The organism is Saccharopolyspora hattusasensis (genome assembly GCF_050972075.1).
In the GTDB taxonomy this organism is placed as follows: Bacteria; Actinomycetota; Actinomycetes; order Mycobacteriales; family Pseudonocardiaceae; genus Saccharopolyspora; species Saccharopolyspora hattusasensis.
In genome coordinates, this window is the sequence record NZ_JBPCDC010000001.1 from 1,551,982 (window position 1) to 1,566,113 (window position 14,132).

Sequence of the window (14,132 nt, forward strand, 5' to 3'; positions counted from 1 at the left end):
GTCAGTCCTTGAGTTCGCAGAGCGCGGTGCCCTGGGAGACCGAGTCGCCCGGCTGGGCCGACAGGCCCGTGACCGTGCCCGCCTTGTGGGCCGTCACCGGGTTCTCCATCTTCATCGCTTCCAGCACCGCGATCAGGTCGCCCGCCGTGACCTCCTGGCCGTCGGTGACCGCGACCTTCACGATGGTGCCCTGCATCGGCGCGGTCACCGCGTCGCCGGACACCGCGGCCCCCGCCTTGCCCGCGGAACGCTTGCGCGGCTTCGCCGTCGCCGCCGGGGCGGCCGAGGACACCACCAGCTCCGCCGGCAGCGAGACCTCCAGGCGGCGTCCGCCGACCTCGACGGTGATCGTCTGCCGCGGCTCCGGCTCCGCCGCCTCGACACCTCCGGTGAATGGCTCGATGGTGTTGTCGAACTCCGTCTCGATCCACCGGGTGTGCACGGCGAAACCGTCGGTGCCGACGAACGCCGGGTCGCGGACGATCGCGCGGTGGAACGGCAGCACCGTGGCCATGCCCTCTACGACCATCTCGTCCAGCACCCGGCGGGAGCGCTCCAGGGCTTGCTGGCGGTCCGCGCCGGTGACGATCACCTTGGCCAGCAGCGAGTCGAACTGGCCGCCGATCACGCTGCCCGACTCGACCCCGCCGTCCACCCGGACACCCGGTCCGTGCGGCGCGACGAAACGGGTCACGGTGCCCGGCGCGGGCAGGAAGTTGCGGCCCGCGTCCTCACCGTTGATCCGGAACTCGATCGAGTGGCCGCGCGGCTCGGGGTCGGCGGTGATCCGCAGCTTCTCCCCGGCGGCGATGCGGAACTGCTCGCGGACCAGGTCCAGGCCGGTGGTCTCCTCCGAGACCGGGTGCTCGACCTGCAGGCGGGTGTTGACCTCCAGGAACGAGATCGTCCCGTCCAGGCCCACCAGGAACTCCACGGTACCCGCGCCGTAGTAGCCGGCCTCGGCGCAGATAGCCCGCGCCGCCTCGTGGATGGTGCGGCGCTGCTCGTCGCTGAGGAACGGTGCCGGGGCCTCCTCGACCAGCTTCTGGTGCCGCCGCTGCAGCGAGCAGTCGCGGGTGCCCACGACCACCACGTTGCGGTGCTGATCGGCGAGGACCTGCGCCTCGACGTGCCGTGGCCGGTCCAGGTAGCGCTCCACGAAGCACTCGCCGCGGCCGAACGCCGTCTCGGCCTCGCGCACCGCCGACGCGTATAGCTCGGGGATCTCCTCCAGCGTCCGGGCGACCTTCAGGCCCCGGCCGCCGCCGCCGAACGCGGCCTTGATGGCCACCGGCAACCCGTGCTCCTCGGCGAACTTGACGACCTCGTCGGCGCCCGACACCGGGTCCTTCGTCCCCGGCACCAGGGGCGCCCCGGCGCGGGTCGCGATGTGCCGCGCGGTGACCTTGTCGCCGAGGTCCCGGATCGACTGCGGCGACGGCCCGATCCAGATCAGCCCCGCGTCGAGCACCGCCTGCGCGAACTCGGCGTTCTCCGACAGGAACCCGTAGCCGGGGTGCACCGCGTCGGCTTCCGCGCGCTTCGCGACATCGATGATCTTGTCGATGTTCAGGTACGACTCGCCGGGCGTCGAACCGCCCAGCGCGAAGGCCTCGTCGGCCAGCCGCACGAACACCGCGTCGGCGTCGGGCTCGGCGTAAACGGCGACGGAGGCGATGTCCTCGTCCTTGCAGGCGCGGATCACCCGCACCGCGATCTCACCGCGGTTGGCGATCAGGACCTTGCTGATCGGCGTCAGGTCCACAGTGGTCAACTCCTCATTTCCCGGCGCGACGCCGGACGGCTGGCGAAATCTTGTTGGCGGGCAACGACATCAGCCCGGCAGGGCCGAAGCGCGCCAGGAGTGCGGGCCGGGGCGCAGTGGGCGGCGGCCCGCCGGGTGCCGCAGCGCGGCGGCCGGGTCGCCCCACAGCGACATCGGCTTCGGCTGCTGTGGCGGCGCCACGGACTTCGCGGCGGCTAGACCGGTCAGCGCTGCGGTCAGCGCGGCGATCTCGGCGTCGTCGGGATTTCCGCGCACGATGCGCAGCACCGGTCGCTGATCCGGCGTCACGTCGTGGCTCATCGGGCACCTCCTAGCGGGTGGGACGACGTCACAGCGGGATGTTGCCGTGCTTCTTCGCGGGCAGGCTGGCGCGCTTGTCGCGGAGCATCCGCAGCGACCGCGCCACGTACCCGCGGGTGTAGGACGGCGGGATCACCGAGTCGACGTAGCCGCGTTCGGCGGCCACGTACGGGTTGCAGAGGGCGTCCTCGTACTCCTGCTGCAACTGCGCGCGCACGGCCTCGACGTCCTCGCCGTTGTCCGCCGCCTCCGCCAGCTGCCGCCGGTACAGGATGTTCGCCGCGCCCTGCGCACCCATCACCGCGATCTGCGCGGTCGGCCACGCCAGGTTGACGTCGGCCCCCAGGTGCTTGGAGCCCATCACGTCGTAGGCGCCGCCGTAGGCCTTGCGGGTGATCACGGTGACCAGCGGAACGGTCGCCTCGGCGTAGGCGTACAGCAGCTTCGCGCCGCGCCGGATGATGCCGTTCCACTCCTGGTCGGTGCCCGGCAGGAAGCCCGGCACATCCACGAAGGTCAGCACCGGGATGTTGAAAGCGTCGCAGGTTCGCACGAACCGCGCGGCCTTCTCACTGGCGTCGATGTCCAGGGTGCCGGCGAACTGGGTGGGCTGGTTGGCCACCACACCCACCGGGTGGCCCTCGATGCGCCCGTAGCCGGTGATGATGTTCGGCGCGAACAGCGCCCCGACCTCCAGGAACTCCTCGTCGTCCACGACGCGGGAGATGACCTCGTGCATGTCGTAGGGCTGGTTCGGCGAATCCGGGACCAGCGCGTCCAGCTCGCGGTCCGCGTCTGTGATCGACTCGGCGACCGAGCCGGTGCCGGTGTCGGAGCCCTCGAACACCGGCGCCTCGGCCAGGTTGTTGCTGGGCAGGTACGACAGCAGCTCCTTGACGTAGGCGATGGCGTCCGCCTCGTCGGTGGCCAGGTAGTGCGCGTTGCCGGAGCGCGAGTTGTGGGTGCGCGCGCCGCCGAGCTCCTCGAAGGTCACGTCCTCGCCGGTGACCGTCTTGATCACGTCCGGGCCGGTGATGAACATGTGCGAGGTCTGGTCGACCATCACGGTGAAGTCGGTGATCGCCGGGGAGTACACCGCGCCGCCCGCGCACGGGCCCATGATCAGCGAGATCTGCGGGATGACGCCGGAGGCGTGGGTGTTGCGCTTGAAGATCTCGGCGTACAGGCCGAGCGCGGCGACGCCCTCCTGGATACGCGCGCCGCCGGAATCGTTGATGCCGATCAGCGGGCAGCCGGTCTTCAGCGCCAGGTCCATGACCTTGACGATCTTCTCGCCGAACACCTCGCCCAGCGACCCGCCGAAGACGGTGAAGTCCTGGGAGAACACGCACACCTTGCGGCCGTCGACGGTGCCGTAACCGGTCACCACGCCGTCGCCGTAGGGGCGGTTCGCGTCCATGCCGAAGTTCGTGGAGCGGTGCCGCGCGTGCTCGTCGAGTTCCACGAACGAACCCGGGTCCAGCAGCATGTCGATGCGTTCGCGGGCGGTGTTCTTGCCCTTCGCGTGCTGCTTGGCCACCGCGCGCGCCGAGCCGGCGTGCACCGCCTCGTCATTCCGCCGGTACAGATCCGCCAGCTTGCCGGCGGTCGTGTGGATGTCCGGCACGTCAACCGGCGGCTGACCGACCGGCTCCGTCGCGCTGCTCATGCAACCAACCCGTCCTCGTTACCTGCTCAGCTCCAGTGTCGGCCGCCCGCCCGCGGCGTTCCAGGCTCGGACGCGAGTCATCACGCGGCGCACGAGGCCAACCGGTCTCTCTAGCGCTGGGCACGCACACGCGGGGGCAGACCAACTCTTCACGGAGCGTAGTTCGGCCCGCCCTTCGAGTCAATTTCGAAGTGAGCAATCCCTAGCCCATCACCGACTCATACAAACCTGCCTCCTGCAGGGATGATGCTTAAGTGAATAGCCGGTAGCAGCCCATGCGGTCCATCACATGGGCGAGGCCGGGGTGTGCAGCATCAGCGCCGCCCCGATCCGCGACAGCGCATCGACGTCGCGGACCGAGCCGGTGCGAGCCATGTCGTTGGCCGCCGTCAACGCCGCCTGCACCAGGATCCGGGAACGCACCGGGTCGAGCTCCGGCCGCGCCTCGCACAGCAGCCCGACCCACTCGGCCACGTAGGCGTGCTGGGTCTGCCGCGCCCGGTGCCGTTCCGCATCCGGCAGGTGGTTGACCTCGCTGACCAGGATGTCGATGAACCGTCCGTGGTCGAAGGCGAACGTGATGTAGGAGCGCAGCAGCTCGCGCAGCGCGTCGTCGGCGGCCGGGGTGTTGGCCAGGATCCGTTCGAGCTCGACCTCCAGCCACGCGTTGCCGCGGGTGATCACGGTGCCGAGCAGTTCCTGCTTGCTGGCGAAGTAGTTGTACAGGCTGGGCCCGGCGATGCCCGCCGCCGCGCCGACGTCCTCGGTCGTCACCTTGGTGTAGCCGGCGTCGGAGAACAGCCGCATCGCCGCGGACAGCAGCAGCCGGCGCCGGGAGGCGCGCCCGGCGAACAGGGCGGACCGCTGGTCGGAGTCGGGCGCGCGGTGGTCGGCGAACCGCTGTGGCGGCTGCGTCCCGATGACGACCACCATGGCCCGCAGCAGCTGCTCGAACTCGCGCCGGGACAGGTCCACCTGGTGGTAGGACGGGCTGGTCAGGACGCTGAACATGCACCACGCGCGGAACCGGGCGTCCTCGCCGGTCAGCTCGTGCCGGAAGGCGCGCGCCACCTCGGCGAGCCCGCTGGCGACGCCACGCAGCTCCTCGCGCAGCACGTCGCGCTGCTCGTCCGGCAGATGCCGGGCTTCGCGCTGCCACAGCACGCCCAGCTGGCGGTGGTCCAGCGCGGCGGCGGCGAGCTGCGCGACCACCTCGTCGAGGTCCCGGTCGGCCACCTGCGCGGCGATCGAGCTGAACGGGTGGAGCTCGTCGAGCACGACCCGGGTGAGCAGCTGCTGCTTGCCCGCGAAGTGCCGGTACAGCGCCGACGACCCGACCCCGACGGCCTCGGCGATGTCGCTCATCCCGACCCGCGCGTAGCCGAGCCGGTAGAACAGGTCCGCGGCCGCCGCGGTGATCAGCGCCCGGCGGTTGCGGGGGCGCGTGTTGCGAGCAGGTGGATTGGTCACCTCAGCCATCGCCGCCTCCCCTGTTCGCCCAGCACAGCGAGCATACTTGCGCACCGCGTTCGGCCGACGTCAGCGCTGCATGGCGGACACCCCCCACCGGAGATCACCGGCGCGAAACCACCGTCCGGCAACGGTTTTCCACCGCTGCGGCGAAGCGCTCACGAGGGCACGACGGAACCGGCCTGCTCCTGCGCGGTGAACGCGGTGAACGCGGTGAACGCGGTGAACGCGGTGAACGCGGTGAACGCGGTGAACGCCGGGAGATTCTGAGCCGAGGGCGCGCGGCGCGCTTTCCCGATCACCAACGCCAGCGGGTGAGCGCGGCTAGCTCCTCGGGAGAGGTATCGGCAAATCGCTCCGCCTCGGCTCGGCGAACCGTGAGCATCGCGTCGTGCAGTTCCTTGCCCAGCGCGTCGGCCAGCACCGCTGATGCTTCCAACGCATCGGCCGCTTCCGCCGCGTTCGTGGGTAGCCGGTTGATTCCCGCCGCAGCGCGTTCGTCGTCGGACAGAGCCGCCGGGTCGCCGGTGATCTCCGCGGGCAGCCACAGCTCCTCGCGAACGCCCGCGAGCCCCGCCGCCAGCACCGCGCCGACGATCAGGTACGGATTCGCGGTGGCGTCGAAGCACTTCACCTCGGCGTTCGCGGCCCACTGCTCGGTGCCGGTTGTGCCGGTGATCAGCCGCACCGCCGCCTCCCGCGTCTCCCTGCCCCACACCTGCCACACCCCGGCCCAGCGAGACGGCTCCAGCCGCAGGAAGCTCGCCGGGTTGCCGCCGCCGATCGCCTGCAGCGCGGGAAGTTCCCGCAGCACACCGGCCAGGAACGCCTCCCCGGGAGGCCGCAGGCCGTAGCGCCCCGGGCCGTCCGCGAGCAGGTTGCCGTCCGCACCGTGCACGGACAGGTGCAGATGTGCGCCGGAGCCCGCACCGCCGGGCACCAGGCAGGGCGCGAAACTCGCGCGCCAGCCGTGGCGGCGCGAGACCGCGCGCACGGTGTGCCGCACGAGCAGGGCGTCGTCGGCGGCACCGAGCGGATCCTTGGCTGCCACCGACAACTCGACCTGGCCGAGCGCGTATTCGGGGTGGAATTGCTGCACGTCGAGCCCCTGCTCGCGCAGCACGGCGACCAGTTCGAGCGCGTAGTCGGCCGTCGCCTCCAGGCGCACCTGGCCGTAGCCGGGCCCGGTGAAGGCCGGGACGAACTCGGCTGCGCCGGGTGCACCCAGCACCCATTCGTGCTCGAAGGCGGCGAGGGCGGTCAGTCCGGCATCCGCGGCGGCCCGTACCTGGCGAGTCGCGAACGCCCGCTGGCAGGCGACGAACGGCTGCCCGTCCTGGCCGAACTTGTCGGCGGGCGCCCACGCCCAGCCCGGTAGCGCCGCCAGCCGCACCAGCCGGTCGAGGTCGGGCACCAGCCGCAGGTCGCCGTCCGGTCCACCGAGGTAGCGGCCTCGCACCATCGCGTCGTCAAAGGTGAAAGTCTCGAAGCACGGCGAGGCCCCGACGCCGTACCGCGCCGCAGCGGCCAACCGGTCCAGCGGAACCCCCTTGACCCGGACGATCCCTGCATTGTCCACAAAGGACATCTCGACCATTTCGACGCCCTCGCCGCGCAACCTCGCGACGTCGCCGGCCAACCCGGTCCGCTCGTCCCCCGGAATCCGCTCCGCACCCATGCCGTGACAGTATCGGGATTCCGGGCGATGGGCAGCCATTACCGACGCGCGGAAAGCAGATTCCCCCCGCCAGCGCCAAAGCAAAGGTCGGAGGGCGTCGTTTGCCCGGTAATTTGGCGGGAGGCGCCCTCCACTCCGACCTGGTTCAGCATCTTCAAGCGAGGAACCCGGGTTCTTCAGGGCCGGGAGGAATCGCGGAACACGACCGGCACTTTTTCAAACGATCTACGTGGTAACGTGGATCGTATGAAGATTGTCGTGCAGGTGAAGCTTGAGCCGGATGCCAGGCAGGTATCCGTGCTGGAGTCGACCCTGTACGCACTCAACAAGCACGCGAATAAGGTCTCCGAGGTCGCTTTCGACCGCGATGTGAAGCGCAACTACGACCTGCGCACACTGACCTACAACGACCTCCGCGAAGCCGGGATCGGATCGCAGGCCGCGCAGCACATCATCAAAAAGGTCTGCGACGCCTACGCAACCTTGAAGGCCAACATCAAAGCCGGGAACCTCGGCAAACAAGGATCCCAGCGCCGCATCAAAGCGGAGTCGAAGCCCATCGCCTTCCGCCCGGACAGCGCGCACCCCTACGACGCACGGAATCTGTCCTTCGCACTGGAGAAAAAGACCATCTCCCTGTGGACCGTTGACGGGCGGATGAAAAACATCCCCTTCACCGGCTCCGAACCCGACCTTGCGAAACTCGCCCGGTTCAAGCGGGGCGAGTGTGACCTGATGCGCCGTGACGGCATGTGGTTGCTTGCCGTCACTGTGGACATCCCCGAAACCGAACGGTACGAGCCGACCGGGTTCATCGGTGTGGATCTCGGCATCGTCAACATCGCCACCACCAGCAGCGGCTACACAGCGGCGGGGCGTGGCCTCAACCGGCACCGCAAACGCCAGATCGCCCTGCGCGCCAAGCTTCAAGCCAAGCAAACCAAGGCCGCCAAGCGGCGGCTCAAGGCCCGTGCCCGCAAGGAAGCGCGACACGTCACAAACATCAACCACTGCATCTCGAAGACGATCGTGACCGAGGCCAAGCGCACCGGACGCGGCATTTCCCTGGAAGAGCTCCAGGGGATCCGCGACCGGGTACGGCTCCGTAAGCCTGAGCGGGTCACGCTGCACTCCTGGTCGTTCGACCAGCTTGGGCAGTTCATCGTCTACAAAGCCGCCATGGCCGGGGTGCCGGTGGTCCACGTCGATCCCGCGTACACATCACAGATGTGCGCCGAGTGCGGGTACACGGACAAGAGAAACCGTGTGTCGCAGGGGTCCTTCACTTGCCGGTCGTGCGGCCACGCTCAGCACGCCGACCGCAACGCTTCCCGCAACATCGCCCAGCGGGGCAATGCTGTGTGGAACGCGGGGCGTCAGTCACGCGTCCCGGTCGGCACATAGCCGATCAAGATGCGGCAGCCTCAGCTAGCCGCACGCTCGGCCCCTCAGGGCCGAGAAGTTGACTTCTGGTTCTGGGAACGGATCGTCGAAGGCATCTGGGCGGGACGGGGCCGGACGGCGGTCGACGAGGGCCGCGAACTCGCCCGCCGCGCGGTCGATCCGGTCGGCCAGGGCCGCGCCGTCGCCCGACGAACCCCAGTCCTCCGACGCCGCGTACACCGCCGTCGGCACCACCACCGCCCGCAGGTAGCTGAACATCGGGCGCATCGCGTGCTCCAGCGCCAGCGAGTGGCGCGGGGACCCGCCGGTAGCGCCGATCAGCACCGGCTTGCCCAACAGTGATTCGTTGTCCACCACGTCGAAGAACGACTTGAACAGCCCACTGTAGGACGCCTGGAAGATCGGCGTCACCGCGATCAGCCCATCGGCCGCGGCCACCTGGTCGAGCACCTTCCGCAGCTCACCGCCAGGGAAGCCGGTGACCAGGTTGTTCGCCACGTCCTTGGCGTGGTCGCGCAGCTCCACGACCTCGATCCGTGGCGGCTCGGCCAGCGCGCGGCCGGTCGCCGCGGCCAGCCGGTCGGCCAGCAGCCGGGTCGACGACGGCTGGCTCAGGCCCGCCGAGACCACCACCAGGTTCCGCTCGCTCATTTCGCTGCCTCCGCCTTCGTCGCTGCCTCCGCCTTCTTCGCTGCCTCCGCCTTCGTCGCTGCCTCCGCCTTCTTCGCTTCCTTCGCGGCCAGCAGCGACGCGTGCGTCGGGGCGTCCGGCACGTGCGCGGGCCGCAGCGACTCGAATTCCTTGCGCAGCACCGGAACGACCTCCTCGCCGAGCAGGTCGAGCTGTTCCAGGACGGTCTTCAGCGGCAGCCCGGCGTGGTCCATCAGGAACAACTGGCGCTGGTAGTCGCCGACGTACTCGCGGAAGCCCAGCGTCCGGTCGATGACCTCCTGCGGGCTGCCCACCGTCAGCGGCGTCTGCTCGGTGAACTCCTCCAGCGACGGCCCGCCGCCGTACACCGGCGCGTGGTCGAAGTACGGCCGGAACTCGCGGACCGCGTCCTGGGAATTCTTGCGCATGAACACCTGGCCACCGAGGCCGACGATCGCCTGGTCCGCCGAGCCGTGCCCGTAGTGCTCGAACCGCCGCCGGTACAGCCCGACCATCCGCTGGGTGTGCTCCTTGGGCCAGAAGATGTTGTTGTGGAAGAAGCCGTCGCCGTAGTAGGCGGCCTGCTCGGCGATCTCCGGGCTGCGGATGGAGCCGTGCCAGACGAACGGCGGCACGCCGTCCAGCGGCCGCGGGGTCGAGGTGAACGACTGCAGCGGGGTGCGGAACTTGCCCTCCCAGTCGACCACGTCTTCCCGCCACAGCTGGTGCAGCAGGTGGTAGTTCTCGATGGCCAGCGGGATGCCCTGGCGAATGTCTTGGCCGAACCACGGGTACACCGGCCCGGTGTTGCCGCGGCCCATCATCAGGTCGACCCGGCCGTCGGCCAGATGCTGCAGCATCGCGAAGTCCTCGGCGATCTTGACCGGGTCGTTCGTGGTGATCAGCGTGGTCGAGGTGGACAGGATCAGCCGCTCGGTGCGGGCCGCGACGTAGCCGAGCATGGTCGTCGGCGAGGACGGCACGAAGGGCGTGTTGTGGTGTTCGCCGGTGGCGAAGACGTCAAGCCCGATTTCCTCCGCCTTGAGCGCGATCCGCACCATGGCCTTGATCCGCTCGGCCTCCGAGGGCGTGCGGCCGGTGGTCGGGTCGGTGGTGACGTCACCGATCGTGAAGATCCCGAACTGCATGTGAACTCCCTCGCTGGCCAGATCCCGCCCATTTAATATGGGATTCAACTACTTCCACGAACGATTCTGCCTCGCGAGTTATTCCGCGTGCGTGCCCTATCACCCCCGACGGGACGTACGTCACACCAAATCCCGGCGCTCGCACCGACACACCGACGCATGTCGGGCCCGCAGGGGCCCGCTTCCAGTCCGGGGTGCTGCTACAACCTGCCTTGGCTTCGTCTTTGAAGCGGCGCAGCCGCTTAGCCCACCCGAGCAACTCGCACCGCCGCGGGTTCTCAGACTGTGCCCACCCCGTCGGGGCTCTTGGCGAGGCCAGCCCCCGATGCCGCGTATTGGACATGCACAAATCGGGGATCCTGGAGGCCAGACGGCGTCAGAGGTTCCGCCACGCACCGCCACGCAAAACGAGTTCGGAGACAGGATCTAAAATGCGCGCCGTGGCTTCCCCCGATCTTGAGGTGACTGACGCCCATCAGGTTCTGCAAAGGGTGTTCGGCTACGACTCCTTCCGCGGCTCCCAGCAGGAGATCGTGGATCACGTCATCGGCGGTGGCGATGCTCTCGTGCTGATGCCCACCGGCGGTGGCAAGTCGCTGTGCTACCAGATCCCGTCGCTGGTGCGCCCCGGTGTGGGCGTCGTCGTCTCGCCGCTGATCGCGCTGATGCAGGACCAGGTCGACGCGCTCAACGAGCTCGGCGTGCGGGCCGGTTTCCTCAACTCCACCCAGAACTACGAGCAGCGCCGGCAGACCGAGGACGCGTTCGTCTCCGGCGACCTCGACCTGCTCTACCTGGCGCCCGAGCGCCTGCGGCTGGACTCGACGCTGGACCTGCTCGACCGCGGCAAGGTTTCGGTGTTCGCCATCGACGAAGCCCACTGCGTCGCGCAGTGGGGCCACGACTTCCGCCCCGACTACCTGGCGCTTTCGGTGCTGCACGAGCGCTGGCCGTCGATCCCCCGCATCGCGCTGACCGCCACCGCCACCCAGGCGACCCGCAAGGAGATCGCCACCCGCCTGGAGCTGACCGGGGCCCGGCACTTCGTCGCCGACTTCGACCGGCCGAACATCCAGTACCGGATCGTGCCGAAGAACGATCCGAAGAAGCAGCTGCTGCAACTGCTGCGCACCGAGCACGCCGGCGAGGCGGGCATCGTCTACCGGCTCTCCCGCGCCGAGGTGGAGCGGACCGCGGAGTTCCTGGTGGCCAACGGGATCAACGCGCTGCCCTACCATGCGGGCCTGGACAAGGAGGTCCGCGCCGCCCACCAGGCTCGGTTCCTGCGCGAGGACGGCCTGGTCATGGTCGCCACCATCGCCTTCGGCATGGGCATCGACAAGCCCGACGTGCGCTTCGTCGCGCACCTCGACCTGCCCAAGTCGGTCGAGGGCTACTACCAGGAGACCGGCCGCGCGGGCCGCGACGGGCTGCCCTCGACCGCCTGGATGGCCTACGGCCTCCAAGACGTGGTGCAGCAGCGCAAGCTGATCGAGCTCTCCGAGGGCGAGGGCGCACATCGCCGCACGTTGTCGCGGCACCTGGACGCGATGCTGGCCCTGTGCGAGACCGTCGAATGCCGCCGCACACAGCTGCTTGCGTACTTCGGCCAGGACGCTCCAGGGGCCTGCCGCAACTGCGACACGTGCCTGGCTCCGCCGGAGTCGTGGGACGGGACGGTCGCGGCGCAGAAGCTACTGTCGACCGTGGTTCGCCTGGACCGCGAACGCAACCAGAAGTTCGGTGCCGGCCAGATCATCGACATCCTGCGTGGCAAGAAGACCGCCAAGGTCGAGCAGTTCCGGCACGATTCGCTGAGCGTGTTCGGCATCGGCGTCGACCTGAGCGACAACGAGTGGCGCGGCGTGATCCGCCAGCTACTGGCCCAGCGCCTGCTGTCGGTGGAAGGCGACTACGGCACGCTGATGCTCACCGGATCCAGCGGCGAGGTGCTGCGCCGGGACGACCCGCGCAAGGTCATGTTGCGCACCGAACCCAAGCGCGTCGCCGCCCCGGCCACCAAGTCCAAGGCGCCCAAGCAGGCCGCGCAGGACATGCCGCCGGAGGCCGAGCCGTTCTTCCAGCGGCTGCGGGCCTGGCGTGCGGCAACCGCCCGTGAGGAGAACAAGGCTCCCTTCATCATCTTCCACGACTCCACGCTCCGGCAGATCGCCGCGTCGCAACCGTCCACCCTGGACGAACTGGCCGGTATCAGCGGTGTGGGCGAGCAGAAGCTCGCCAAGTACGGGCAGGCCGTGCTCGACACCCTCGCCGCCGAGGAGTGATCATCGATTTCCCTCGGGAGTGCTTTGGGCTCCTACGACTGCCTGCTATAGCACCGAAAAGTGCTCACGAAGCTCGTGGCGCTGCCCCTGGCCTGGCCCGCGCCGGGCCCGGAGGACGTTCTTCTGGAGCTTGCCCGTGGACATCTCAGGGGACCTTGCGCAGGCAGTGGTGCACCGCCGCCGTCACCGCCCGCGGGAAGCACCAGCCGTCGGTGTGGAACATCGGCACCGTCCACAGTTGACTGACCTCCGCACCGGGGTGAGCTTATCCACGGGTACTGACAGGCTCTCATCTGTCATCAACAGAGATTCACTGTTGTGGTCCGGGGTCAGCTGCCGGACCATCCACGGCGTAGGGCGCCCGGAGCATAACCACGTCGCCCCGGGATTAGCGAGAATCGCGCTCAGAAGGCGAAGCCGCCGGGCTTGCCGTTGCGGTCGGCCAGCAGGCCCGCGAGGGTCGCGACGGCGATCTCCGGTGGAGTGCGGGAGCCGATGTTCAGACCGATCGGCCGGTGCACCCGCTCGATCTCGGCAGCCGGGACGCCGAGCTCCTGGAGCGCGGCCACGTGCGGGCCGACGTGGCGCGGGTTGCCCATGATGCCCACCCAGCGGACGTCGCGCTTCAGCACGTCCCGCAGCACCGGACCGAGTTCCGGGCGGTGGTGGTCGGTGACCACCACGTCCGCGTCGGCCCCCAGGTCCGGCACCGCCGAAACCGCGTCGAGCCCGGCCGCGCGCTCGGCGTCCGGTTCGACCAGCACCGTCCGGAAGCCGAGTTCCCGGCCGTAGCGCAGCAAGAATTCCGCCACCGGCGAGGCGAAAACCGCCACCAGCGCGCGGCCACCGGCGGCTGGGTCCGGAACTGCACCGTGCGCCACCGCGCACGCAGAATCCTCGGTCATCCACCCAGTGTGCCAGCCGCACACGGCCGGGACCACACCCCAAGATGGTCCGATGTGGACGTCAGAGCCGGGTGACGTCGGCCAGCCAGGCTGGCAGGTCGACGTGCGCGCCGTCCTCGACCTCTAACGCTTCCGCCCGCTCACCCCGCGCGACCCCCCGGTAGGTGGTCAGCCGGATCTCCTCCAGCCGCCACCCCTCGCCGCCGAAGGCGTCGCGGAGCACGGCTTCGGGGATGCGCGGCCCGAAACCGCGCTCGACGTCGGCCAGCGCCAGGACGTGCACGGTCGCGCCAGGTCGGCACACGCCGTGCAGGCTGCGCACGTACTTCTCCCGGTCTTCCGGCCCGAAAACGTGGAACAGCGCGCTGTCCACGACGGTGTCGTACGGCCCTCCGGTCAGCTGCAGCCCGTCGGCGACCTCGAAGCGGGCGTCGACGCGCTGGTCGGCGGCGTTGGCCCGGGCCCTCTCGATCGCCGGGGCCGAGAAGTCCACGCCCCGCACGTCGTAGCCCAGCTTGGCCAGCAGGATCGTGTGCTCACCGGCACCGCAGCCGGGGTCGAGCACGGCGCCACTGATGCCGCCGGCCTTCTCCAGCTCGACGATCGCCGGCTGCGGCTCGCCGATCACCCAAGGAGCGGTGTTCTCCTCATAGGCGGCGTCGAACACCGAGCGGTCCACCGAAATCTCCATACCCGTAACCCTTCAAGACTGCCTGATCTGCCGACGACAGCTTGAAACTTCGAGCTAACTGGAAGTCAAGCACCCATCGCGGCCCCCGTGGTGGGCGATAAGTGCACACACAATATGCGCGGAGCAACGATCTCGCCGCCCGGTA

At 69.3% G+C, this 14,132-nt stretch carries 12 protein-coding genes; 2 read left to right on the forward strand and 10 right to left on the reverse strand.

All coding sequences use genetic code 11. The annotated features are described in order from the left end of the window. Window position 1: 1 nt before the first annotated feature. The 6 genes from ACRXBZ_RS06345 to ACRXBZ_RS06370 form a co-directional block, all read right to left on the reverse strand. A complete protein-coding gene (locus tag ACRXBZ_RS06345) occupies window positions 2-1,765 on the reverse strand; it encodes an acetyl/propionyl/methylcrotonyl-CoA carboxylase subunit alpha (RefSeq protein WP_433883812.1) in 1,764 nt (587 codons plus the stop codon). A 69-nt stretch (window positions 1,766-1,834) separates the two neighbouring features. Further along, a complete protein-coding gene (locus ACRXBZ_RS06350; protein ID WP_433878229.1) occupies window positions 1,835-2,086 on the reverse strand; it encodes an acyl-CoA carboxylase subunit epsilon in 252 nt (83 codons plus the stop codon). 28 nt (window positions 2,087-2,114) lie between these two features. Continuing rightward, the gene (locus tag ACRXBZ_RS06355) at window positions 2,115-3,755 is read right to left on the reverse strand and encodes an acyl-CoA carboxylase subunit beta (protein ID WP_168584268.1); all 1,641 of its coding nucleotides are present in this window, start codon (window positions 3,753-3,755) and stop codon (window positions 2,115-2,117) included. Between the two features lie 285 nt (window positions 3,756-4,040). Beyond that, window positions 4,041-5,234, reverse strand: coding sequence for a TetR/AcrR family transcriptional regulator (locus ACRXBZ_RS06360; protein WP_433878230.1), 1,194 nt, complete (start codon window positions 5,232-5,234; stop codon window positions 4,041-4,043). 149 nt (window positions 5,235-5,383) lie between these two features. After that, a complete protein-coding gene (locus ACRXBZ_RS06365; protein ID WP_433878231.1) occupies window positions 5,384-5,527 on the reverse strand; it encodes a hypothetical protein in 144 nt (47 codons plus the stop codon). Next, window positions 5,524-6,903: a type I glutamate--ammonia ligase gene (locus ACRXBZ_RS06370; RefSeq protein ID WP_433878232.1), complete on the reverse strand. Its 1,380-nt coding sequence runs from the start codon at window positions 6,901-6,903 to the stop codon at window positions 5,524-5,526. Before ACRXBZ_RS06370 ends, ACRXBZ_RS06365 begins: the two co-directional genes overlap by 4 nt. Window positions 6,904-6,930: 27 nt before the next feature. Between ACRXBZ_RS06370 and ACRXBZ_RS06375 the strand changes: the two genes are divergently transcribed. After that, window positions 6,931-8,307, forward strand: coding sequence for an RNA-guided endonuclease InsQ/TnpB family protein (locus ACRXBZ_RS06375; RefSeq protein WP_433878233.1), 1,377 nt, complete (start codon window positions 6,931-6,933; stop codon window positions 8,305-8,307). A gap of 24 nt (window positions 8,308-8,331) precedes the next feature. On the opposite strand, the gene ACRXBZ_RS06380 is transcribed toward ACRXBZ_RS06375, so the two are convergent. Further along, on the reverse strand, window positions 8,332-8,958 hold the full coding sequence (locus ACRXBZ_RS06380; protein WP_433878234.1) for an FMN reductase: 627 nt from the start codon (window positions 8,956-8,958) through the stop codon (window positions 8,332-8,334). Beyond that, window positions 8,955-10,106 carry an LLM class flavin-dependent oxidoreductase gene (locus ACRXBZ_RS06385; protein ID WP_433878235.1) on the reverse strand — a complete coding sequence of 384 codons (1,152 nt, stop codon included), beginning with the start codon at window positions 10,104-10,106 and terminating at the stop codon, window positions 8,955-8,957. Before ACRXBZ_RS06385 ends, ACRXBZ_RS06380 begins: the two co-directional genes overlap by 4 nt. A gap of 431 nt (window positions 10,107-10,537) precedes the next feature. Here ACRXBZ_RS06385 and recQ point away from each other — a divergent pair, with 431 nt between their 5' ends. Beyond that, complete coding sequence (gene recQ / locus ACRXBZ_RS06390) at window positions 10,538-12,391, forward strand: DNA helicase RecQ (protein WP_433878236.1); 1,854 nt, start codon at window positions 10,538-10,540, stop codon at window positions 12,389-12,391. 404 nt (window positions 12,392-12,795) lie between these two features. Here recQ and ACRXBZ_RS06395 read toward each other — a convergent pair whose 3' ends face one another. Both ACRXBZ_RS06395 and ACRXBZ_RS06400 read right to left on the reverse strand, forming a co-directional pair. After that, entirely contained in the window at window positions 12,796-13,296 is a 501-nt protein-coding gene (locus tag ACRXBZ_RS06395; RefSeq protein WP_433878237.1) for an XdhC family protein, read from the reverse strand. A gap of 61 nt (window positions 13,297-13,357) precedes the next feature. Then, window positions 13,358-13,987 (reverse strand): class I SAM-dependent methyltransferase, encoded by a 630-nt coding sequence (locus tag ACRXBZ_RS06400; RefSeq protein WP_433878238.1) that lies wholly within the window; start codon window positions 13,985-13,987, stop codon window positions 13,358-13,360. Window positions 13,988-14,132: the final 145 nt, after the last annotated feature.

Coding starts and splice junctions, on each gene's coding strand:
- ACRXBZ_RS06375 (WP_433878233.1), top strand. CDS start 6,931: ATGGGCAGCCATTACCGACGCGCGGAAAGCAGATTCCCCCCGCCAGCG.
- ACRXBZ_RS06370 (WP_433878232.1), bottom strand. CDS start 6,903: ATGGGTGCGGAGCGGATTCCGGGGGACGAGCGGACCGGGTTGGCCGGC.
- ACRXBZ_RS06355 (WP_168584268.1), bottom strand. CDS start 3,755: ATGAGCAGCGCGACGGAGCCGGTCGGTCAGCCGCCGGTTGACGTGCCG.
- ACRXBZ_RS06350 (WP_433878229.1), bottom strand. CDS start 2,086: ATGAGCCACGACGTGACGCCGGATCAGCGACCGGTGCTGCGCATCGTG.
- ACRXBZ_RS06395 (WP_433878237.1), bottom strand. CDS start 13,296: ATGACCGAGGATTCTGCGTGCGCGGTGGCGCACGGTGCAGTTCCGGAC.
- ACRXBZ_RS06380 (WP_433878234.1), bottom strand. CDS start 8,958: ATGAGCGAGCGGAACCTGGTGGTGGTCTCGGCGGGCCTGAGCCAGCCG.
- ACRXBZ_RS06360 (WP_433878230.1), bottom strand. CDS start 5,234: ATGGCTGAGGTGACCAATCCACCTGCTCGCAACACGCGCCCCCGCAAC.
- ACRXBZ_RS06385 (WP_433878235.1), bottom strand. CDS start 10,106: ATGCAGTTCGGGATCTTCACGATCGGTGACGTCACCACCGACCCGACC.
- ACRXBZ_RS06400 (WP_433878238.1), bottom strand. CDS start 13,987: ATGGAGATTTCGGTGGACCGCTCGGTGTTCGACGCCGCCTATGAGGAG.
- recQ (WP_433878236.1), top strand. CDS start 10,538: ATGCGCGCCGTGGCTTCCCCCGATCTTGAGGTGACTGACGCCCATCAG.